At 74.7% G+C, this 20,558-nt stretch carries 21 protein-coding genes; 14 read left to right on the top strand and 7 right to left on the bottom strand.

Features of this window, described 5'->3' with window-relative positions; all coding sequences use genetic code 11:
* Positions 1-5: 5 nt before the first annotated feature.
* Complete coding sequence (locus tag HDG68_RS12120) at positions 6-515, bottom strand: type III secretion system chaperone family protein (RefSeq protein WP_343037558.1); 510 nt, start codon at positions 513-515, stop codon at positions 6-8.
* Positions 512-1,075 carry a YbjN domain-containing protein gene (locus HDG68_RS17575; protein WP_343037559.1) on the bottom strand — a complete coding sequence of 188 codons (564 nt, stop codon included), beginning with the start codon at positions 1,073-1,075 and terminating at the stop codon, positions 512-514. Before HDG68_RS17575 ends, HDG68_RS12120 begins: the two co-directional genes overlap by 4 nt.
* A gap of 36 nt (positions 1,076-1,111) precedes the next feature.
* Between HDG68_RS17575 and HDG68_RS17580 the strand changes: the two genes are divergently transcribed.
* On the top strand, positions 1,112-1,702 hold the full coding sequence (locus tag HDG68_RS17580) for a hypothetical protein (protein ID WP_172152441.1): 591 nt from the start codon (positions 1,112-1,114) through the stop codon (positions 1,700-1,702).
* Between the two features lie 3 nt (positions 1,703-1,705).
* On the opposite strand, the gene HDG68_RS12135 is transcribed toward HDG68_RS17580, so the two are convergent.
* Entirely contained in the window at positions 1,706-2,179 is a 474-nt protein-coding gene (locus HDG68_RS12135) for a YqaA family protein (protein ID WP_172152443.1), read from the bottom strand.
* A gap of 49 nt (positions 2,180-2,228) precedes the next feature.
* On the opposite strand from HDG68_RS12135, the gene miaA reads away from it, so the two are divergent.
* From miaA to HDG68_RS12150, 3 genes are read left to right on the top strand one after another with little or no spacing between them, the layout of a single operon-like run.
* Entirely contained in the window at positions 2,229-3,230 is a 1,002-nt protein-coding gene (gene miaA / locus HDG68_RS12140; RefSeq protein ID WP_172152445.1) for a tRNA (adenosine(37)-N6)-dimethylallyltransferase MiaA, read from the top strand.
* Positions 3,227-4,162, top strand: a complete 936-nt coding sequence (gene dapF, locus HDG68_RS12145; RefSeq protein ID WP_172152447.1) for a diaminopimelate epimerase — start codon at positions 3,227-3,229, stop codon at positions 4,160-4,162. Before miaA ends, dapF begins: the two co-directional genes overlap by 4 nt.
* Positions 4,159-5,226: a hypothetical protein gene (locus tag HDG68_RS12150; RefSeq protein WP_172152449.1), complete on the top strand. Its 1,068-nt coding sequence runs from the start codon at positions 4,159-4,161 to the stop codon at positions 5,224-5,226. The genes dapF and HDG68_RS12150 overlap by 4 nt, the downstream gene beginning before the upstream one ends.
* Before the next feature lie 3 nt (positions 5,227-5,229).
* Here HDG68_RS12150 and HDG68_RS12155 read toward each other — a convergent pair whose 3' ends face one another.
* Complete coding sequence (locus tag HDG68_RS12155) at positions 5,230-5,844, bottom strand: class I SAM-dependent methyltransferase (protein WP_172152451.1); 615 nt, start codon at positions 5,842-5,844, stop codon at positions 5,230-5,232.
* 72 nt (positions 5,845-5,916) lie between these two features.
* On the opposite strand from HDG68_RS12155, the gene hflX reads away from it, so the two are divergent.
* Genes hflX through HDG68_RS12170 form a run of 3 tightly spaced genes read left to right on the top strand, consistent with a single transcriptional unit; the run spans position 5,917 to position 10,560 of the window.
* On the top strand, positions 5,917-7,458 hold the full coding sequence (gene hflX, locus HDG68_RS12160; protein ID WP_172152453.1) for a GTPase HflX: 1,542 nt from the start codon (positions 5,917-5,919) through the stop codon (positions 7,456-7,458).
* Positions 7,459-7,508: 50 nt separating this feature from the next.
* Positions 7,509-9,590 carry an ATP-dependent DNA helicase gene (locus tag HDG68_RS12165; protein WP_425483765.1) on the top strand — a complete coding sequence of 694 codons (2,082 nt, stop codon included), beginning with the start codon at positions 7,509-7,511 and terminating at the stop codon, positions 9,588-9,590.
* Positions 9,591-9,600: 10 nt separating this feature from the next.
* Positions 9,601-10,560, top strand: a complete 960-nt coding sequence (locus tag HDG68_RS12170) for an L-lactate dehydrogenase (protein WP_172152455.1) — start codon at positions 9,601-9,603, stop codon at positions 10,558-10,560.
* A gap of 3 nt (positions 10,561-10,563) precedes the next feature.
* Here HDG68_RS12170 and lexA read toward each other — a convergent pair whose 3' ends face one another.
* Positions 10,564-11,310, bottom strand: coding sequence for a transcriptional repressor LexA (gene lexA / locus HDG68_RS12175; protein WP_172152457.1), 747 nt, complete (start codon positions 11,308-11,310; stop codon positions 10,564-10,566).
* Positions 11,311-11,572: 262 nt separating this feature from the next.
* Between lexA and HDG68_RS12180 the strand changes: the two genes are divergently transcribed.
* From HDG68_RS12180 to HDG68_RS12190, 3 genes are all read left to right on the top strand, one after another.
* Complete coding sequence (locus tag HDG68_RS12180) at positions 11,573-11,914, top strand: LysM peptidoglycan-binding domain-containing protein (RefSeq protein ID WP_172152459.1); 342 nt, start codon at positions 11,573-11,575, stop codon at positions 11,912-11,914.
* A gap of 88 nt (positions 11,915-12,002) precedes the next feature.
* Entirely contained in the window at positions 12,003-12,503 is a 501-nt protein-coding gene (gene nrdR, locus HDG68_RS12185; protein WP_172152461.1) for a transcriptional regulator NrdR, read from the top strand.
* Positions 12,504-12,557: 54 nt separating this feature from the next.
* A complete protein-coding gene (locus HDG68_RS12190) occupies positions 12,558-12,740 on the top strand; it encodes a DUF5302 domain-containing protein (RefSeq protein ID WP_172152463.1) in 183 nt (60 codons plus the stop codon).
* Between the two features lie 69 nt (positions 12,741-12,809).
* Here HDG68_RS12190 and serA read toward each other — a convergent pair whose 3' ends face one another.
* Together serA and HDG68_RS12200 are read right to left on the bottom strand one after the other, a co-directional pair.
* Positions 12,810-14,048, bottom strand: coding sequence for a phosphoglycerate dehydrogenase (gene serA / locus HDG68_RS12195; RefSeq protein WP_172152464.1), 1,239 nt, complete (start codon positions 14,046-14,048; stop codon positions 12,810-12,812).
* Between the two features lie 43 nt (positions 14,049-14,091).
* Complete coding sequence (locus tag HDG68_RS12200; RefSeq protein ID WP_172152465.1) at positions 14,092-16,326, bottom strand: AAA family ATPase; 2,235 nt, start codon at positions 16,324-16,326, stop codon at positions 14,092-14,094.
* 139 nt (positions 16,327-16,465) lie between these two features.
* Here HDG68_RS12200 and HDG68_RS12205 point away from each other — a divergent pair, with 139 nt between their 5' ends.
* The 4 genes from HDG68_RS12205 to HDG68_RS12220 all read left to right on the top strand — a co-directional run bounded on the left by HDG68_RS12205 (position 16,466) and on the right by HDG68_RS12220 (position 20,420).
* A complete protein-coding gene (locus HDG68_RS12205; protein WP_172152466.1) occupies positions 16,466-17,773 on the top strand; it encodes a PP2C family protein-serine/threonine phosphatase in 1,308 nt (435 codons plus the stop codon).
* On the top strand, positions 17,758-18,951 hold the full coding sequence (locus tag HDG68_RS12210; protein ID WP_172152467.1) for an ATP-binding protein: 1,194 nt from the start codon (positions 17,758-17,760) through the stop codon (positions 18,949-18,951). Before HDG68_RS12205 ends, HDG68_RS12210 begins: the two co-directional genes overlap by 16 nt.
* 9 nt (positions 18,952-18,960) lie before the next feature.
* A complete protein-coding gene (locus HDG68_RS12215) occupies positions 18,961-19,401 on the top strand; it encodes a response regulator (protein ID WP_172152468.1) in 441 nt (146 codons plus the stop codon).
* A gap of 89 nt (positions 19,402-19,490) precedes the next feature.
* Positions 19,491-20,420, top strand: coding sequence for a PAC2 family protein (locus HDG68_RS12220; protein WP_172152469.1), 930 nt, complete (start codon positions 19,491-19,493; stop codon positions 20,418-20,420).
* The last annotated feature ends 138 nt before the right edge of the window (positions 20,421-20,558 follow it).

The raw sequence follows: 20,558 nt of genomic DNA on the forward strand, positions 1-20,558 counted from the left end.
GCCGCTCAGGCCGGCCGGTCGGGGTCGGTCAGCGGGCCGACGCTGCCGAAGAACTGCGACGCGGTGACCAGGCCGCACGACACGGCCTCGGCGAGCTGGCCGTCGGTGGCGCCGTGCTCGAGGTCCACCGACACCTCCGCGTACAGCGCGAGGGCGTCCCCCTCCTCGCGGGTGTAGACCTTGGGCCAGATCCGCTCGCGGTTCCAGTCGTTGCAGGCCTGCAGCACCGCGCTGCGCGCCGACTCGGGCACGGAACCCGCCCAGCGTCCGCGGACCTGCAGGATCTCCTCGTCGTCGCCGAGCAGCAGGAACCAGAACCGGTTGCCGTCCCAGGTGCCGGTGATGTCGCCGTCGTCGTCCGTGCGGAACCGGTAGCCGCGGCGCGACAGGTCCTGGCCGATGCGGGCGGTCGTCACGGGTGCGGGCAGCTCGGGGCGCGCCACGGCCTCGGGCCGCCCGCGCCGACGGGCCGCCTGCAGCACCGCCGCGGTGGCGCGGCGCAGCGGACCGGTCACGGCGCCGCCCCCAGGGGGTCCGGGAACGCGGCGTCCAGGTGCTCGAAGAACATCGCGCCCGTCGACAGCCCGCACTCGAGCAGCTGGCCGAGCTGGTCGTCGCTCGCGCCGTGCTCCACGCCCACGGTCACCTCGGCGCACACCACCACCGCGCCGTCGTCGCGCACCCGGGTGTACGTCTTGGGCCAGATGCGGTCGGCGTTCCAGGCGTTGCAGATCTCGAGGATGTCGCCGAGCCGTTCGATCGTCGCCTGCCGGTGCCACTGACCGCGCACCTGCAGCACCTGACCGTCGTCGCCGAGGACGAGGAAGTAGAAGACCCGCCCGTGCCAGATCCCGCCGAGATCGCCGTCGGTGTCCACGAAGTACGTGAAACCGCCGGCGTCGAGCCAGGCGGAGACGCGTTCGCGGGTGACGGGGACGGGGACCGCGCCCGCCGCGTCGCCGACCGGGCCCGCGAGGAGGACGTTCTCGACGTCCGCGCGGAGCCGGTCCGTGTCGGCCTCGACCGGGGGCACCGTGTGCGACCGGGTCGGTCGACGGGAACCGAAGAACCTCACGCGACCCACGCTACACGTCCGGGTACGTTGGGCGCCGTGCCCGTCCGCGCCGTCGTCCTGCCCGCCACCGTCCTGCTCGTACCGACCACCGGTGCCCGCACCGGTCCCGCCGACGCCGTGCGCACCGTCGTCCTCGCCGCCCTGCGCGCCGTCGACGCCGGTGCCGGGTGGGGCGTCCTCGGTCCGGCGCCGGACCGCTCGCGTCGCGACGGGCGGCCGAACCTGGCGGGCGCCGGGATCGCCGACCGGTGGGTGCCGCTGCTCGCCGACGACGCCTGGTCCGCACCGGGCGGCCCGGCGGCGGGCACAGCAGTCTCCGTCGCCGCGCTGCTGCTCGCCGAGGCGCACGGCGCGCGGACGGCGGCCGCCGCCGGGACCGTCGAGCTGGCCGACGACGACCAGGAGGCCCTCGAGCGTGCGGTCGCGGACCTGGCGGGGCGGGGCGCCATCGTCGTCGCCGGCGGGGTTCCCGGCGACCCGCACGCCGGCGACGCCTGCACCCCGGCCGTGTCCGCCGTCGTGCGCGAGCTCGCCGCCCGGGGCGGGTGGCGTTCCCGCACCGAGGACGTCGAGGCGCACGGCGACCACCTGCCCGGGCGCTACACGATCACGGTCTGGGACGGCTGAGCCTCAGCCGCCGACCGCGAACCATCCCACGCCCGCCAGGAGCGCCCAGAACCGGATCGCGCGGCCCACCAGTACCGTCGGGACGAACACCGCCAGGGGGACGCGCAGGGAGCCCGCGACCACCGCCAGGATCATCAGCGGCGGGAACCCCACCGACCCCGACGCGAGCAGCACCAGGGCGGACAGCCCGTGCCGCCCGGCGATGCGGGACTGCCAGCGCTCGAACGACGCCCGCCGCCGCGGGTCCGCCAGCTTGCGCTGCACCCACGCCGTCTCCATCGAACGGGCCGCGCCCAGGTACCAGACGACCTTCGCGACCGTCTGCCCGACGGCGGCCACCGCCGCCACCGCGGCCAGCAGCAGCGGGTCGGAGGCGACGTCGGTCACGGCCGCGACGCCGCCGAGGTACACCTCGACGCTGATGACCGGGACCAGCCCGGACAGCAGGCTCACGGCGAGCACGGTCAGCAGCAGCACCCGCGCACTGTAGCCGCCGCGGGCGAACGGCCGTCGTACCGTAGGGGCCGTGATCGTCGCCGTCGTAGGACCCACCGCCACCGGCAAGTCGGACCTCGCCCTCGACCTGGCCGAGGCGCTCTCGCCAGGTGGTGCCGGCCCGGCCGGCGAGGCGCCCGCCGAGGTCGTGGGCGCCGACGCATTCCAGCTCTACCGCGGCATGGACGTCGGCACGGCCAAGGTCCCGCCGCACGAGCGCCGCGGGATCGCCCACCACCAGCTCGACGTGCTCGAACCCACCCAGGACGCCTCCGTCGCGCGGTACCAGACGGCGGCCCGGTCCGACCTCGACGCGATCGCCGCTCGCGGCGCGCGGGCCGTCGTCGTCGGCGGCTCCGGCCTCTACGTGCGTGCCCTGCTGGACGAGATGAACTTCCCCGGCACCGACCCGCAGGTGCGGGCCCGCCTCGAGGCCCGGGCGCAGACGGAGGGGCGCGCGGCGCTGTACGCCGAGCTCGACCGCGTCGACCCCGCCGCCGCCGCGAGCATCGGCCCGGAGAACACCCGCCGGCTGGTGCGCGCCCTGGAGGTCGTCGAGCTCACCGGGCGCCCCTACACCGCCAACCTGCCCCGTCAGGAGTACGTGCGCCCGGCGGTCCAGATCGGGCTCGACTGCGACCGGGAGACCCTCGACGCCCGTGTCGCCGCACGGGTCGAGCGGATGTGGGACGCCGGTCTCGTCGACGAGGTGCGCCGGCTCGCCTCGCCCGAGCAGGGCGGGACCGGCGCGGGCCTGGGCGCCACCGCCGCGCGCGCCGTCGGCTACGCCGAGCTGCTGCGCTGGTTCGCCGGGGACCTCACCGAGACCGCGGCACGCGACGCCGTCGTGGCGAACACCCGGCGCCTGGCCCGCAAGCAGATGGGCTGGTTCGGCCGCGACCCGCGCGTGCAGTGGCTCGACGCCGGGTCGCCCGCGCTGGTCGACGAGGCGCTCGCCGTCGTGCGCGCCGCGCAGGCGGGCGAGCTGCCGGCGCCGGGCGAGGGTCTCGTGCGCCGTAGTCTGGGCTCATGACGCTGCGCTTCACCAAGGGCCACGGCACCCGCAACGACTTCGTCCTGGTCGCCGACACCCGCGGCGACCTCGACCTCACCGCCGAGCAGGTGCGCCACCTCGCCGACCGGCGCAGCGGCATCGGGGCCGACGGCGTCATCCGGCTCGCGCCGACCGCCGCCGTCGCACGATCCGGCGAGCAGGTCGCGGACGCCGTGCTGGCCGAGGAGCCGGAGGCGATCTGGTTCATGGACTACCGCAACGGCGACGGCAGCATCGCCGAGATGTGCGGCAACGGGGTCCGGGTGTTCGCCGCGTTCGCCGAGAGCCTCGGGCTCGTCGACCTGTCCGACGGCCGCGAGCTCGCGCTCGGCACCCGCGGCGGCGTCAAGCGCGTGCGCAAGGAGCCGGACGGCTGGTACGCCGTCGACATGGGGCCGTGGCGCCTGACCGGCGGCCAGGAGGCGGCCGACGCCGGCGCCGACGCCGTCGTGCTCGCCACCGGCTGGGACGCGCCGCGTCCCGCGCTGAGCCTCGACCTCGGCAACCCGCACACCGTCGTCGCCGTGCCGCGCCTCGACGAGCTCGCCGCCGTCGACCTCACCCGTGCCCCCGAGGTGGAACCCGTCCCGCCCGCCGGGACCAACGTCGAGGTCGTCGTCCCGCTCGGCGAGGAGGAGGGCCCCGACGGTCGGCCCGTCGGGCGGCTGCGGATGCGGGTGCACGAGCGCGGCGTGGGCGAGACGCAGTCCTGCGGGACCGGTGCGTGCGCCGCGGCGCTCGCGGTGCGGACCTGGGCCGCGCACGGCGTCGACGACCCGCACGGGGTGCCGTCCACCTGGTTCGTCGAGGTGCCCGGCGGCGAGGTCCGCGTGCGCGTGCTGCACGGCGGGCACGTCGAGCTCGCCGGTCCGGCCGAGCTCGTCTTCAGCGGCGACGTCGACCTGGCGTGACCCCGGCCGACGACGTCTCCGCGGTCGCGCGGGCCGCCTCCGCGCTCCTCGGGGCCGAGCTGGGCGACCCGACGGACCTGGGCGGGTCGGCCCGGTCGACGGTCCTGCGCTGCCGCCGGGGCTCCGGCACGGTCGTCGTCAAGCAGTTCGGCGGGCACGACGACGGCGGGTACGCCCGCGAGGTGGCGGGGCTGACGCTGCTCGGCCGCACCCCGGACCTCATCGCCCGCGACGACGCGCAACGGCTGCTCGTCATGACCGACCTGGGCGACCCGCCGACCCTGGCCGACCTGCTCCTGGGCGACGACCGCGCCGCGGCCTGGACCGGGGCGGCCTCCTGGGCCCGCGAGCTGGGCCGCCTCGCCGGCGACGGGCGCGCCCGTGTCCACGACGCCGGCGCGCTGCGGGGCGAGCAACCGTGGGTGATCCTCGACGACCTGACCCGCGGCGCCGAGCGGCTGGCCGACCTGGTGCCGGGCGGCGACACGGCCGGGCTGCTGGCCGAGGCGCGCCGGGTCGCCCGGCGGTTCGAGGACGCGGACCGCGCGGTGCTCGCGCCGTCGGACGCCTGCCCCGACAACGCCGTCCTGCGGCCGGACGGCTGGTGGTTCCTCGACCTCGAGGGCACCGTCGTGCAGCCGCCCGCGTTCGTCGCCGCCTACACGATGCTGCCGTTCGCGACGTGCTGGTGCGTGTTCGACCCGCCCGCGGGCCTCACCGACACCCTCCTGGCCGAGTTCACCACCGGCCTCGAGCAGACCGCTCCCGGACTCCTGGCCGGCCTGGACTGGCACCGCGAGGTCGCCACGGCGTGCGCGGGCTACGTCCTGGCGATGACCGGGTGGCTCCTGGACAGCACTCTCGCCGGACGGGAGCACGTCGGCCCGCCAGGCCGGTCACCGTCGTACCGGCAGCTCATGACCTCGCGGTGGCGGTGGGCCGCGGTGAACCTGCGCCCGGTCACGCCCGTGCTCGCCGGCACCTGCGCCGCGGCGGCGCGGTGGGCGAGCAGCACCTGGGGGAGCGAGGCCGAGTCGGCCGGGTACCCGGCGTTCGCCGGCTGACCCTCAGCGGGTGGTGTGCAGCACCCGGAAGCCCTTCGACGACGTCGCGCGGCGGGTGACCAGGCCGAGCTCGGTCTCGATCCAGCGGGCCAGGGAGTCCGACCCCAGGTTCTTCTGGACCACCATCCAGGCGCCGCCCGGTGCACCGCCCGGGGCGATCCGGGGCAACCACGTGCGCAGCATCTCGTGCAGCACGGACTTGCCCACCCGGATCGGCGGGTTGGACCACAGCGCGGCGAAGGTGACGGCGTCGGGCACCCCGTCGGGCGTGACGGCCCGCACCCGGTCCGCGACACCGAGGCGTTCGGCGTTGCGTCGCACCAGGTCCAGGGCGCGAGCGTTGACGTCCACCGCCCAGACGGTCGCCGCCGGGTTCGCCAGCGCCATGGTCAGGGCCACCGGCCCCCACCCGCAGCCGAGGTCCAGCAGGTCGCCCGACGGCGGTCCCGGCACCTCGTCCAGGAGGATCCGGGTGCCCTTGTCGACACCGCCGGGAGAGAAGACGCCGCCGGCGACCTCCACGTCCAGGTCCTGCCCGCCCAGGCGGACGCCGAGGACGCGGCGCTCGGCGTCGGACGCCGGGTCGGCCGTGAAGTAGTGGTCGCTCACACCGGGCATCGTAATTGGCTTCGGCGGGACGAAACCGCGTGGGATCCTTGTTGTACCGAGCACGCCACCGAGAGGACCGACTTGACCCACATCCCGACCGACCCCGAGCATCCCGCCACGCCTGCCGCCGCCACGCCGGACGAACCCGCCGCGCGCGACGCCCAGGCCATCGCGAACGACGTCGTCGCGCGGGTCCTCGCCCGGGCCGGGACCGCGCGGTCCGAGGGCGCCACCGTGCACACCGCCCACGACGGCGACCAGCTCGACCTGGCCGAGCGCAGCGCCCTGCGGCGCGTCGCCGGCCTGTCGACCGAGCTCGACGACGTCACCGAGGTCGAGTACCGCCAGCTGCGCCTCGAGAAGGTCGTGCTCGTCGGTCTGTACCCCGGTGGCGAGCACGCCGCGCGCGAGGCCGAGGTGTCGCTGCGCGAGCTCGCGGCGCTGGCCGAGACCGCCGGTTCCCAGGTGCTCGACGGGCTCCTGCAGAAGCGTGCCAAGCCCGACCCCGGCACGTTCCTCGGCTCGGGCAAGGCCGCCGAGCTCGCCGACGTCGTCGCCGCCACGGGGGCCGACACCGTCGTCGTGGACACCGAGCTCGCGCCCTCCCAGCGCCGTGGACTCGAGGACATCGTCAAGGTCAAGGTGGTCGACCGCACCGCCCTGATCCTCGACATCTTCGCCCAGCACGCCAAGTCCCGGGAGGGCAAGGCGCAGGTCGAGCTCGCCCAGCTCGAGTACCTGCTGCCCCGCCTGCGCGGCTGGGGCGAGTCGATGTCCCGCCAGGCCGGCGGGCAGGTCGGCGGGGCAGGGGCCGGCATGGGGTCCCGCGGGCCCGGCGAGACCAAGATCGAACTCGACCGGCGGCGCATCCGCAACCGGATGGCCAAGCTGCGCCGCGAGATCGCCGCCATGGCCCCGTCCCGCGAGACCAAGCGGCTCGACCGGCGCCGGCACGCCATCCCGAACGTCGCCATCGCCGGGTACACCAACGCCGGCAAGTCCTCGCTGCTCAACGCGCTGACCGACGCCGGCGTGCTCGTGGAGAACGCGCTGTTCGCCACGCTCGACCCGACCGTCCGCCGCGCCCGCACCGAGGACGGCCGCGTGTACACCCTGGCCGACACCGTCGGGTTCGTGCGCCACCTGCCCCACCAGCTCGTCGAGGCGTTCCGGTCCACGCTGGAGGAGGTGGGCGACGCGGCGCTGCTGCTGCACGTCGTCGACGCCTCCCACCCGGACCCCGAGGGCCAGATCGACGCCGTGCGCGAGGTGCTCGCCGAGATCCCCGGCGTCGAGGACGTGCCCGAGGTCGTCGTGCTCAACAAGGCCGACGTCGCCGACCCGGAGGTCGTGGGCCGCGTCCAGCGTCGCGAACGCCGCACCGTCGTGGTCTCCGCGCACTCCGGCGAGGGCGTCGCGGAGCTCAAGGCGCTCGTCGCCGCCGAGCTGCCGCGGCCCGCCGTGGAGATCGACGTCGTCGTGCCCTACTCGCGCGGCGACCTCGTCCACCGGGTCCACGAGAACGGCGAGCTCGCCACCGAGGAGCACCTCGCCGAGGGCACCCGCCTGCAGGGCCGGGTCGACGCCGCGCTCGCGGCCGAGCTGTCGCGCGTCGCGGTCTGAGACCTGTGGACCGGCGGTCGACCCGACGGCGGCGCCCGTAGGATCGACCGGTGACGTCGCCACCCCCCGCCCAGACCCGAGCGCCCGCCGAGGGCACCCCCGCGGACGCCGACGAGACGCAGGTCCCGGGGGTCGACGAGCTGCTCGACGTCGCCGTCGAGGCGCTCGGCGGCACGCCCCGGGACGGTCAGCGGCAGATGGCGGCGGAGGTCGCTGCCGCGTTCGAGTCGGAACGGCACCTGCTCGTCCAGGCGGGCACCGGCACGGGCAAGTCGCTCGGCTACCTGGTGCCCGCCGTCCGGCACGCCGTGGCCGCCGGCGACCGCGTCGTCGTGTCCACCGCGACGCTCGCGCTGCAGCGCCAGGTCGTCACCCGGGACCTGCCCCTCGTGGCCGACGCCGTCGGCCCCCGGCTGCCGCGCGCACCCCGCGTCGCGCTGCTCAAGGGGTGGCACAACTACCTGTGCCGGCACAAGGTCGCCGGCGGGTACCCGACCGACGGGGCGACGCTCTTCGACCTCCCGGCCGACCCCGGACCCGGTGAGGGCGCCGCCGCCGAGCAGCACCCGTCCGGGGGCGACCGGGGCTCCGACGGCGCACGTCTCGCCGACCACGTCCGCCGGCTGCACGCCTGGGCCGAGGAGACCGACACCGGCGACCGCGACGACCTGGTGCCGGGCGTCCCGGACCGCGCCTGGCGCCAGGTCTCGGTCACCTCCCTGGAGTGCCTGGGGCAGAAGTGCCCCCTCATCACCGAGTGCTTCGGCGAACGGGCGCGCCTGACCGCACGGGAGGCCGACGTCGTCGTGACGAACCACGCCATGCTCGGGATCGCGGCCGCCGGCAACACGAACGTCCTGCCGGAGCACGGTGCGCTGGTGGTCGACGAGGCCCACGAGCTCGCGGACCGGATCACGGCCGCCGCGACCGTCGACCTCGCGGCCGGCACCGTCGAGAACGCGGCGCGCCTGGCACGGCGGCACGGGGGAGTGCAGACCGAGGAGCTGGACGCCGCGGCCCAGGACCTGGCACGGCTGCTGACCGAGGTGCCGGCCGAGCGGTTCCCCCAGGGGCTGCCCGGCGAGCTCCGCACGTCGGTGGCGGCCGTGCGCGACGCCGCCCGCAGCCTGCTCACCGCCCTGCGCCCCGAGAAGGGCGCCGACGCGGACCCCGGTGTGAAGATGGCCCAGTCCGCGGTCCAGCAGCTCTTCGACGTGGCAGAACGCATGACCGCCGAGGAGTCCGGGGGAGACGTGCTGTGGTGCTCGCGGCCGCCGGCCGACGCACCCTGGGGCGACGGCGTCGGACGGCTCCACGCGGCGCCCCTGGGCGTGGCCGGGCTCATCGGTTCCGAGCTGCTCGGCGAACGCACCGGCGTGATGACGTCCGCGACCCTGGAGCTCGGCGGCACGTTCGACCCCGTGGCGCGTTCTCTCGGGCTGACCGGTGGCGGAGACGGCGACGGCGGGCAGTGGCGCGGCATCGACGTCGGCAGCCCCTTCGACTACGCCGGCCAGGGCATCTGCTACGTCGCCAAGCACCTGCCGGCCCCCGGCCGCGAACCCACCACCGAGGCTCAGCTCGACGAGATCGCCGGACTGGTCGAGGCCGCGGGCGGACGCACCCTCGGGCTCTTCTCCTCGCGCCGGGCCGCGACGGCGGCGGCGGAAGCCATGCGGGAGCGGCTCGACGTGCCGGTGCTCTGCCAGGGGGACGACCAGCTGCCCACCCTGGTGCGGGAGTTCGCCGACGACCCGAGCACCTGCCTGTTCGGCACGCTGTCCCTCTGGCAGGGCGTCGACGTCCCCGGGGACGCGTGCCGGCTCGTCATCATCGACCGCATCCCGTTCCCGCGGCCCGACGACCCGGTCCGCTCGGCGCGGGCGCGTGCCGTCGAGGAGGCGGGCGGCAACGGGTTCATGCAGGTGGCCGCCACGCACGCGGCCCTGCTCCTGGCGCAGGGAGCGGGCCGACTCATCCGGTCGACGACCGACCGCGGGGTCGTCGCCGTGCTCGACCCGCGGCTCGTCACCGCTCGCTACGGATCGTTCCTGACACGCTCGTTGCCGCCGTTCTGGCGGACCACCGACGGGAACCTGGTTCGGGCTGCGCTGCGTCGCCTCGCCGCCTAGCGTGGGCCCCGTGAAGAAGACCCGCAGCACCACGAAGCTCGCCGTCATCGGTGCGGGGGCCGTCGGCTCCACCCTCGCCTTCACCGCGCTCGCCCGCGGCACGGCGAGGACGGTCGCCCTCATGGACGTCAACCGCGCCAAGGTCGACGCCGAGGTCCTCGACCTTCGCCACGGCGGCATGTTCGTCCCTCAGGCCGAGGTCGTCGGCTCCGACGACGTCGAGGTGTGCCGGGACGCCGACGTGGTCGTGGTGACCGCGGGCGCCAAGCAGAAGCCGGGCCAGTCCCGGCTCGACCTCGCCGAGGCCACGATCGGCCTGACCCGCAAGATCGTGCCCGCGCTCGTCGAGGTCGCCCCGGACGCGGTGTTCGTCATGGTCACCAACCCGGTCGACGTCGTCACGTACGCCGCGCAGCAGTTCTCCGGGCTGCCGCACGAGCAGGTCTTCGGGTCGGGCACCGTGCTCGACTCCTCGCGGCTGCGCGCGGCGCTGGCCGACCACTGCGGTGTCGCGACGGGCAACGTGCACGCGTACATCGCCGGCGAGCACGGCGACTCGGAGATCGCGCTGTGGAGCTCGGCACGGATCGCGGGGGTGCCGCTCCTGGAGTGGAACGCCCTGCCGGGCCGGGCCGAGCTCGACGACGTGGCACGGGAACGCATCGCCCGGGAGGTGGTCGAGTCCGCCTATCGCGTGATCGCCGGCAAGGGTGCCACGAATTACGCGGTGGGGCTGGCCGCGACGCGCATCGTCGAGGCGGTGCTGAACGACGAGCACCGCGTCATGCCGGTCTCCACGCGTATCCAGGACTTCCACGGCATCGGGGACGTCTGCCTCTCGCTGCCGACGCTGGTCGACTCCCGTGGGGCGACCGTCACGGTCGACACGCCCTTCTCCAAGGCGGAGCTGGAGGGCCTGCGGGCCTCGGCCGACCACGTCCGGGCCGTCCAGCGGCGCTTCGGGCTCTGAGGGTCACAGGCTCCGCAGGACCGCCACCACCCGGCCGAGGACCTGGGCCTCGTCCCCGGCGATCGGGGAGTAGGCGTCGTTCTGCGGCAGCAGCCAGGTGTGCCCGTCGATCTGCTTGAAGGTCTTGACCGTCGCCTCGCCGTCGATCATCGCCGCCACGATCTCGCCCTGCTCCGCGACGTTCTGGCGGCGCACCACGACCCAGTCGCCGTCGCAGATCGCCGCCTCGACCATCGAGTCGCCCGCGACCTTCAGCAGGAACAGCTCGCCGTCCCCGACGAGCTGGCGCGGCAGCGGGAAGACGTCCTCGACGACCTGCTCGGCGAGGATCGGCCCGCCGGCGGCGATCCGGCCGACCAGCGGGACGTACGACGGCGCCGGGGTCTCGGACCCCTCGCCGTCCGGCGTGGGAGCGGCGGGGGGAGCGTCGGTGCTCGCGGTGCGTCCGGTGTCGGGGTCGACGACCTCCATCGCCCGGGGGCGGTGCGGGTCGCGGCGCAGGTAGCCCTTGCGCTCCAGCGTCGTGAGCTGGTGCTTGACGGACGACGGGCTGGCCAGTCCCACGGCCTCGCCGATCTCGCGCATCGTGGGCGGGTAGCCGCGGCTCTCGACCGAGTCGCGGATCGTCTCCAGCACGCGGCGCTGCCGTGCCGTGAGCCGGTCCGGACCGGGGGACAGGTTCGAGACCGACGCCAGCCGGCGCTCGGGCGTGCCTGCGGTCGCGGCGTCCGTGTCGCCTCGCGTCGTCATGCGTCTCTCCCGTCGTCGAACGTCCCGCGCGGACGAATGCCCTCCGACCTGGGCGGATCCTCTCCCGCGCTGGAGCCAGCCTAGGACAGATCGCCCCCGACATCAAACATCTGTTCGAGATCTCTCGACGCGTGTCGGCGTCCCGTGGTAGACCTGGTACAGGTGTTCGACGAACACCTGTATGACGGACAGACGTTCGACGGACCCGGACCGCGTGCTCCCCGGAGCCGAGGCAGCGGGTCATGACGACGGAGGAACAACCATGGCGGCAACAGTGGCCGGCCCGGCGCCGGCCGACGGAGTGCTCGGTCTCGACGGCCTGCGGCTCACCGCGCGTGGCCGGTTCGCGCTGGCCCTGGCGGCGTTGCTGCTCGCGGCGCCCCTGGGGCTCTGGGGTGTCTCGGCGGTGGCCGGGAGCCCGCACGAGCCGGTCCCGGTCCAGCTCCACACGGTCGCACCGGGGGAGACCCTCTGGCAGTACGCCGAGCAGGTGGCCGGTCCGGGTCAGGACCTGCGGGACGTCGTGGCCGACCTGCGCGATCTGAACGGCCTGCGGAGCTCGGAGCTGCGCGTGGGGCAGCTGGTGGTGCTCCCGCGCGAGTAGGGGCGTGGTGTTGCACGTGGTGGCGCCGGGCGCATACTTTCGTCGGGCAGCCGGGCGCGGGCCCGGCCCCGACAGCAGGAGACCCCGGATGCACTGCCCGTTCTGCCGCCACGCCGACTCCCGGGTCGTGGACTCACGCACCTCGGACGACGGCGCCTCGATCCGTCGGCGGCGGCAGTGCCCCGCCTGCCAGCGACGGTTCACGACGATCGAGACGGCGAGCCTGTCCGTGGTGAAGCGCTCGGGCGTCACCGAGCCCTTCAGCCGCGACAAGGTCGTGTCGGGGGTGCGCAAGGCGTGCCAGGGTCGGCCCGTGAGCTCCGACGACCTGGCGCTCCTGGCCCAGCGGGTCGAGGAAGCGCTGCGCGCCTCGGGCAGCGCGGAGATCGACGCCTACGAGATCGGCCTCGCGATCCTCGGGCCGCTGCGGGAGCTCGACGAGGTGGCCTACCTGCGGTTCGCCTCGGTCTACCAGGCGTTCGACTCCCTGGACGACTTCGAGTCGGCGATCACGTCGTTGCGTGCCGAGCACGCCGAGCAGGCGGGACGGGACTCACGCGCCGACGTCGAGGAGCCCGACGGGTCCTGAACGGGCGCGGGAAATCGTCTGGCGGTCGCGCCCCGTCGGGCGCATGCTGTGGGCATGACCCACGAGAAGAAGACGTCGGCCGTGGCCGACGAGACCAAGGAGCGTTTCCGCGAGGCGCTCGAGCGGAAGAACGCCTCGCACCACCCGACGGCCGACGGGGACCGCAACACCGGGACGGTCCACGGCTCGGAGACGAGCGGTCCGGTCCAGCCCATGTTCCGGCGCAAGTCCGGCTGAGCGGTCCGGACGCCGACCCGGCCGTGGTCGTGCCGGCGTCGGACCTGCGCCCCGCACGCCCGCCGGTGGTCAGCCGGCCGCGGGACCCGGCGGGAACTCGGGGCGGTCGAAGGCGTCCCGGATGCGCAGGCGGACGGTGGTGTCCATCTCCATCAGCTTGGACGACGCGCCCCGATGGGTGACGTCGGAGATGTCGGTGACCACGTACCCGAGCTCGCCGCGGGTGGCCAGCATCTGCGCCTCGATGTTCGCGCCGTGGTCCGCGAAGACCTGGTTCACGGCGGCCAGGACGCCCGGCACGTTGCGGTGGAGCAGCGCGATGCGCCCCACGCCGGTGTGCTCGAGCTGGAGGTTCGGCAGGTTCACCGACAGGGTCGTCGAGCCCGTGAAGAGGTAGTCGCGCAGCTTCTTGGCGACGAAGTGACCGATCGACTGCTGCGCCTCCTCGGTCGACCCGCCGACGTGCGGGGTGAGGATGACGTTGGCGAGGCCGCGCAGCGGGGACTCGAAGTGGTCGCCGCGCTTCTTCGGCTCGGTCGGGAAGACGTCCACCGCCGCACCGCCGAGATGACCCGACAGGATGTGCTCCCGCAGCGCGTCCACGTCCACGACGAAGCCGCGCGAGAGGTTCAGGAAGATCGCTCCCGGCTTCATCCGGGCGAAGAGGTCGTCGCCGAAGAGCCCGGCGTTGCCCTTGCGTCCGTCCACGTGGATCGTCACCACGTCCGCCAGGCCCAGGAGCTCGTCCAGCGTCTCGACCCGGCGGGCGTTGCCCAGCGCGAGCTTCTCGGCCGTGTCGAAGAACACGACGTTCATGCCCAGGTTCTCGGCGAGCACGGACAGCTGGGAGCCGATGTTCCCGTAGCCGATGATGCCGAGGGTGCGGCCGCGCACCTCGTGGGAGCCCTCGGCGGTCTTGTCCCAGGTGCCGTCGTGCAGCGCCTTGTCCCGGACCGTCAGGCGCCGCGTCAGCGCGATGATCTCCGACACGGCCAGCTCGACCACGGACCGGGTGTTGGAGAACGGCGCGTTGAAGACCGCCACGCCGTGGGACGCCGCGGCGTCCAGGTCGATCTGGTTCGTGCCGATCGAGAAGGTGCCGACGGCGAGCAGCCCGGGCGTCGACTCCAGGACGCGCCGGGTGACCTGGGTCTTGGAGCGGATGCCGAGGATCTGGACGTCGGCGAGTGCCTCGATCAGCTCGTCCTCGTCGAGGGCGCCGGAGCGGACCTCGACGTCGATCTGGGCGTCCCGCAGGATCTGGACGGCGTCGGGATGGATGTTCTCGAGGAGAAGGGCGCGCAGCACGCCCCTATGGTGCGCCCGGAGGTGCCGAGCCCACAAACGCGTCTCATCCCTCGTGCACGAGTCCCGGCGGCAGGTCGAGGGAGTGCACCAGGACGAGCTGCTGGGTCGGGCGGGTCACCGCCACGTACAGGTCTCCCGGCACGGCGGCGATCTCGGCGGGCTCGACCACCACGACCGCGTCGAACTCGAGGCCCTTCGCCTGGCGCGGCGTCTGGACCACCACGGACTCGCCGTCCACGGGGCTCGAGGAGCCCTGCACCACGCCGTCGAGCACCTCGGCGAGGGCGCGGCGGACCTGCGCCAGCCGGTCGGCCGGCGCGACGACCGCGACCCGGCCCGAACCGTCCGCCGCCACGTGCCGGGCGACCAGCCCGGCGGCACGGCGCGCGGTCTCGCCCGGGAGGTCGTCGGTGCGCACCGCGGCCATGGCCGCGGGGACGTCTCGCGCCGCGGTCAGCGGAGAGACGGGCAGGCCGGCGGCTGCGGCGAAACGCTGGGCGGCGTCGGCGACGGTCGCAGGCGTGCGGTAGCTGACAGTGAGCTCGGCGAGCCGCCACCCGTCGCGCAGCACGGGGTCGAGGGCGTCGCGCCAGGACCGGGTCCCGGCGACGGACGAGGTCTGGGCGACGTCGCCCACGATGGTCATCGACCGCGTCGGCACCCGACGCACCAGCGCGCGCCACGCCATCGGGCTGAGCTCTTGCGCCTCGTCGACGACCACGTGCCCGTAGGTCCAGCTCCGGTCGGCGGCGGCGCGCTCGGCGGTCGTGAGCACCGGCCCCGAGTCGGCGAACCGGGACGCGAGGGTTTCGGCGTCGACCAGGCCGCCGCCCGCCCCGGTGGAGTCCAGCACCTGCTTGGCGTAGGCCAGCTCGGCGGCGCGCTCCGCCTCGGCGGCGCGGGCCTCGGCGCGTGCCACGGTGTCGTCCTCGCCGAGCAGCTCGGCCGCCTCGTCGAGGATCGGCACGTCGGACTCGGTCCACGCGCTGTCGGCCGACCGGCGCAGGAGCTCGCGCTCGGCCCCGGTCAGCTGGGGTGCGGCCTCGGCGAGCCGGTGCGGCTTGGCCCAGAGGTCGGACACGAGCTTCTCGGGGGTGAGCGGGAACCAGGCGATGTTGAGCGCGACCCGCACGTCGCGGTCGGCGCGCAAGTCCTCGGTGAGCACGGCGACGTCGTGCTCGGACAGCTCCGAGTCGGTGCGGGTGCGGTACTGGTCGACCAGCCGGGTCAGCATCTCGCGCACGAACGTGGCCCGGGCCTCGTTGTGCGGCTTGCGCGTACGCCGTGCGCGGGCGATCGCCTCGCGTACGTCGCGTCGCCGCACGGCCAGGTCCACGCCGTCGAGCCGGACCGGGACGTCGGCGGCGGGCACGCGCTCCCGGGCCCGCACGGCCCGGCGGACCGCGGCGCCCCACAGGAGCCGACCCTTGAGCTCGGCGACCGCGGGTTCCTCGACGCCCTCGGCGCGCAGCCCGGGGAGCAGCTCGGCGACGGTGGTCGCCACCACCCCCGTCTCCCCGAGCGAGGGCAGCACCTGGTCTATGTAGCGCAGGAAGGCGCGGCTCGGCCCGACCAGCAGCACGCCGGAACGCTCCAGGACGCGCCGGTGGGCGTACAGCAGGTAGGCCGCGCGGTGCAGGGCGACGGCGGTCTTCCCGGTGCCGGGGCCGCCCTGGACGACGAGGGCGCCGCCGAGGTCGTCGCGCACGATGCGGTCCTGCTCGCCCTGGATGGTGGCCACGATGTCCGACATCCGCCCGGTCCGGCGCTCGGCGAGCGACGCGAGGAGCGCCCCCTCGCCGGACAGCGTCGAGACCTCGAGACCGTCCTGCACGGCGTCCAGGTCGAGGACCTCGTCCTCGATGCCGCTGACGGTCCGGCCCGTCGTGACGAGGTGGCGACGACGTCGCACGCCGTCGGGATGCACCGCGGTGGCGCGGTAGAAGGCCTGCGCCGCCGGTGCCCGCCAGTCGGTGAGGAGCGACCGGTGCTCGTCGTCGGTGATCCCGACGCGTCCGACGTAGCGCGTGGCGCCGTCGTCCAGGTCGAGCCGGCCGAACACCAGCCGGTCCTCGACCGCGTCCAGGCGCGCGGCGCGGTCGGAGTACATGGTCGCGAACGCGTCGCGCTCGCTGCGGTTCTGCGGCGAGCCCGAGGGGCCCTCGCGCCGCGTCTCCGCGAGCCGGTCGCGGGCGACCGCGCGCAGCTCGTCGAGTCGGGCGTACAGGCGGCTCACGACGGCCTGCTCGCGTGCCAGCTCGTCCTGCCTGCCCGCCACGCGTCCTCCCGGTGCTGCTCGATGTGCGGCCGACCATCATTCCACGTCGGCGCGAGCAGGTGAAACCGCAGGCCGTCGGCACGCCGCGCCGGTCGGGGACCGGTGACGACGGGTCGCCCGCGGCATAGGATCGGCGGGTATGAGCAGCCGCGACGAGGACGACGGGCGCACGGGGCCGCAACCGCGGCCGTTCGTGCTCCTCGTGGAGGACGACGACGGCGACGCCGTGCTCGTGACCGAGCTGCTCTCCGACGCCCAGGTCGACGTCGACCTGCACCGGGCGCGGTCGGTGGCCGAGGCCGCCGCCGAGCTCGAGCGCGGCACCGTCGACTGCCTGGTGGTCGACCTGGGGCTGCCCGACGCCGTGGGGCTGACCGCGATCGAGCAGCTGCGTCGGTCGAGCCGCCGCCACGCCGTCCCGCCGGCCCTGGTGGTCCTGACGGGGCACTCCGGCGTGGACCAGGGGGTCGACGCCGTCGCCGCCGGCGCGGACGACTACCTGGTCAAGGGCGAGACCGGACCGGACCTGCTCGGCAGGTCCCTGCGCTACGCGCTGCAGCGCCGCAGCTCCGAGGCCCAGCAGCGGGCCCTGTACCGCAGCGAGGTCCGCGCCGCGGAGACGGCCCGCCTGGAGCGGGCCCTGCTGCCGCGGCCGCTGGTGGCCGACGAGGCCGTGTCCGTCATGGTCGGCTACCTGCCGGGCGGCGAGGGCCTCCTGGGCGGCGACTTCTTCGACACCGTCCAGATGTCCGACGGCACGGTGCTCTCGGTGATCGGCGACGTCGCCGGTCACGGTCCCGACGAGGCGGCGCTCGGCGCGACGCTGCGCACGGCGTGGCGCACCCTCGTGCTCACCGGGACGCCGCCGCAGGACGTGCTGGGTCACCTCGAGAGGGTGCTGGTGACCGAGCGGACCGGCCCCGAGATCTTCGTGACCCTGTGCCAGGTGGCGGTCGCCGCGGACCGGAGCTGGGTCGACGTCTACCTGGCCGGCCACCTGGCTCCGATGCTGCTGACCGGCGAGGTCGGTGCGGTGCGGTGCGCCGACATCGTGCCCGAGTCGCGCGGCCGCGCCCTGGGCGTCCCGGTCCCGGGGGAGTGGCGGGCGCACCGCGTCGCCCTGACGGGGCCGTTCGCGGTGCTCACCTACACCGACGGGCTCGTCGAGGCGGAGCTGGCGGGTCACGGCGAGGCCCCGGGCCGGGCGCGGGGGCGGGCGACGCCGCGCCTGGGCGTGCCCGGGCTGCGCACGCTGGTCCAGGACGAGCTGGACAGCGGCGGGTTCGTCGGTGTCGTCGAACGCGTGCTGCGCCGGGTCCGGCGCCTGCACGGCGGCCCGCTCGTCGACGACGCGGCGATGCTCGTCGTGGGGTGGACCGGGTACGACGACGTCGTCGGCGAGCGGTCGTCGACGCTGGCCGACTCCGCCGAGTGGGCGCGCTCGTGACGCCCGGGCCGACGGCGGCGGACCGGGTGCGCCGGCTGCTGCGGTGGGCGACCGCGGTGCTGGCGCTGACCGTCGTCGTGGCGGTCGCGGCGGTGGTCGGGTCCCTGGGGCAGCTGACCAGCAGCGCCGACCCTGCCTCCGTCGTCACCGCGAGGCGCTGGATCGACGCGCTGTTCCTGGTGGTCGGGCTGCTCGTCCTGGTGGCGGCGGCGCTCGGCTGGTCCGCCTGGCGGACGGTGCGGCGGGGTCTGGTGGAGCCGATCGAGCACCTCGCGGCGGAGGTGCGGGCGGCCAGCGCCGGCGAGCACGACCACGAGATCCCCCGGGTGGGCACGGGCGAGGTCGCGGCGCTGTCGCGGGACGTCGAGGACATGCGGCGCGAGCTGGTGGCCCAGGTCGCGGACGCCCGCGACGCGCACGCGGAGGTGGAGGACGCCCACGAGCGCCTGCGGGAGCAGGCCGCGGAGCTGGAGCGGTCGAACCGGGACCTCGAGCAGTTCGCGTACGTCGCCTCGCACGACCTGCAGGAGCCGCTGCGCAAGGTCGCCAGTTTCACCCAGCTGCTGCAGAAGCGCTACGGCGAGCAGCTGGACGACCGCGCCGACCAGTACATCGCCTTCGCCGTCGACGGGGCCCACCGGATGCAGCGGCTCATCCAGGACCTGCTGAGCTTCTCGCGCGTCGGCAGGTCGGGTGCGGCGGAGGAGGACGTCGACCTCGGCGAGCTGCTCGACCAGGTCCTGGCCGACCTCTCCGAGCGTGTCGCGGACTCGGGAGCCCGGGTCACCCACGACCGGTTGCCGGTGGTGCGCGGGGACCGCGGGCAGCTGACGATGCTGCTGCGCAACGTCGTGGGCAACGCCCTGAAGTTCGCCCACCCGGACCGTCCACCGCGCGTGCACGTCGGTGCGGCCCGTGCCGAGGGCCGGCACGGCGGCGGCTGGGAGCTGTGGTGCGCCGACAACGGCATCGGCATCGACCCGCAGTACGGGGAGCGGGTGTTCGTCATCTTCCAGCGACTGCACCCCAAGGAGGTGTACTCCGGCACGGGGATCGGGCTCGCTCTGGTCAAGCGTGTCGTCGAGCACCACGGTGGCCGGGTCTGGATCGACCCGAGCGCCACCGAGGGCACCACGATCCGGTGGACGCTACCGGGTCCGGGCGCGGCGTCGGCTTAGGGTGTGACCATGACGGAGCAGCAGGTGGGGATCGAGGTTCTGCTGGTCGAGGACGACCCGGGCGACGTGCTGATGACGCGGGAGGCGTTCGCCGAGCACAAGGTCGCGAACCGGCTCTCGGTCGTGGCCGACGGCGTCAGCGCGCTGGAGTTCCTGCGCCGGACGGGGGAGCACGCGGACGCACCGGTGCCGGACCTGATCCTGCTGGACCTGAACCTTCCCCGCATGGACGGGCGCGAGGTGCTCGCGGCCGTCAAGGCGGACCCGGACCTGAAGCACATCCCCGTGGTGGTGCTCACCACCTCGGAGGCGGAGGAGGACGTGCTGCGCTCCTACGCGCTGCACGCGAACGCCTACGTCACCAAGCCGGTCGACTTCGACCGGTTCATCGAGGTGGTGCGCCAGATCGACGACTTCTTCGTCTCGGTCGTCCGCCTGCCCGCGCGCTGAGGTCCGGCGTGCCGGGATGATCCCGGGCCGGGTCGTGGTTGTGCGCAGCGGGTGCGAGCGCACCCGCCCGGCGAGAACGAGGAGGAGCGGTGCTGGACCCGCAGGACATCTACGAGGTGCACGTCGAGGCAGTGGAGCGGACCCTGGGACAGTCGGGGGACGCGGCGGCCTCGGGCCCGGTCCTGGTGCACGCGCTGCGCGGGTTCGTCGACGCGGGCTCTGCCGGCGAGCTGGCCGTGGAGCACCTGCTGGAGCGTTTCGAGCCCACGCGGCTGGTGACGTTCGACGCCGACGCCCTCGTCGACTACCGGTCGCGCCGGCCGCCGATGACGTTCGACGCGGACCGCTGGTCGCACTACGAGGCGCCGTCGCTGGTGGTCGACCACCTGCGCGACGCCGAGGGCAGCGGGTTCCTGCTGCTGCACGGGGACGAGCCGGACCTGCAGTGGGAGCGGGTGGTGGCGGCGGTGCGTGCCGTCGTCGAGCGCCTCGGGGTGTCCCTGACGGTCGGGCTGCACGGCATCCCCATGGGGGTGCCGCACACCCGCCCGGCCTCCCTGACGGCGCACGGCACGCGGGACGGGCTCGTCGAGGACTACACCTCGTTCTTCGGCACGGTGCAGGTGCCGGGGTCGCTGGCGGCGCTGCTGGAGTACCGCCTCGGCCAGACCGAGCACGACGCGATGGGGGTGACGGTCCACGTGCCCCACTACCTGGCCCAGTCCCGGTACGCCCCGGCGGCGGTGGTCGCGCTCGAGCACCTGGAGAAGGCCACGGGCCTGGGGCTGCAGGTCGAGGCCCTGACGGAGGCGGCCGCCCAGGCGCGCGTGGAGGTGGCCGAGCTGGTCGCGGAGAACGAGGAGGTCGCGGCGGTCGTGCGGCGCCTCGAGGAGCAGTATGACGCGTTCAGCAGGTCGGTCGGCCGGACCAACCTGCTCGCCGACGACACCTCGCTGCCCACGGCCGAGGAGCTCGGTGCGGAGTTCGAGCGGTTCCTGGCCCAGCGCGACGACGAGTGACCGGGTCGATGCATCCGGATGTTTCCGCAGGTGGCGCCTGAGAATCGCCGGGCGATGACCCGTGGCGCGCCTGCGTGTTCCGTGTCACACTGACCGTCGTCGTACCAGGGGGCACCTCGCACGAACCGGCGTGGGTCC

Source organism: Isoptericola chiayiensis, from assembly GCF_013149805.1.
In the GTDB taxonomy this organism is placed as follows: Bacteria; Actinomycetota; Actinomycetes; order Actinomycetales; family Cellulomonadaceae; genus Isoptericola; species Isoptericola chiayiensis.

Excerpts from the sequence above, each read along its gene's own strand:
- HDG68_RS12155 (WP_172152451.1), bottom strand. The coding sequence starts at position 5,844 with ATGCCCGGTGTGAGCGACCACTACTTCACGGCCGACCCGGCGTCCGAC.
- dapF (WP_172152447.1), top strand. The coding sequence starts at position 3,227 with ATGACGCTGCGCTTCACCAAGGGCCACGGCACCCGCAACGACTTCGTC.
- HDG68_RS12205 (WP_172152466.1), top strand. The coding sequence starts at position 16,466 with ATGAGCAGCCGCGACGAGGACGACGGGCGCACGGGGCCGCAACCGCGG.
- HDG68_RS12180 (WP_172152459.1), top strand. The coding sequence starts at position 11,573 with ATGGCGGCAACAGTGGCCGGCCCGGCGCCGGCCGACGGAGTGCTCGGT.
- HDG68_RS12190 (WP_172152463.1), top strand. The coding sequence starts at position 12,558 with ATGACCCACGAGAAGAAGACGTCGGCCGTGGCCGACGAGACCAAGGAG.
- HDG68_RS12215 (WP_172152468.1), top strand. The coding sequence starts at position 18,961 with ATGACGGAGCAGCAGGTGGGGATCGAGGTTCTGCTGGTCGAGGACGAC.
- lexA (WP_172152457.1), bottom strand. The coding sequence starts at position 11,310 with ATGACGACGCGAGGCGACACGGACGCCGCGACCGCAGGCACGCCCGAG.
- nrdR (WP_172152461.1), top strand. The coding sequence starts at position 12,003 with ATGCACTGCCCGTTCTGCCGCCACGCCGACTCCCGGGTCGTGGACTCA.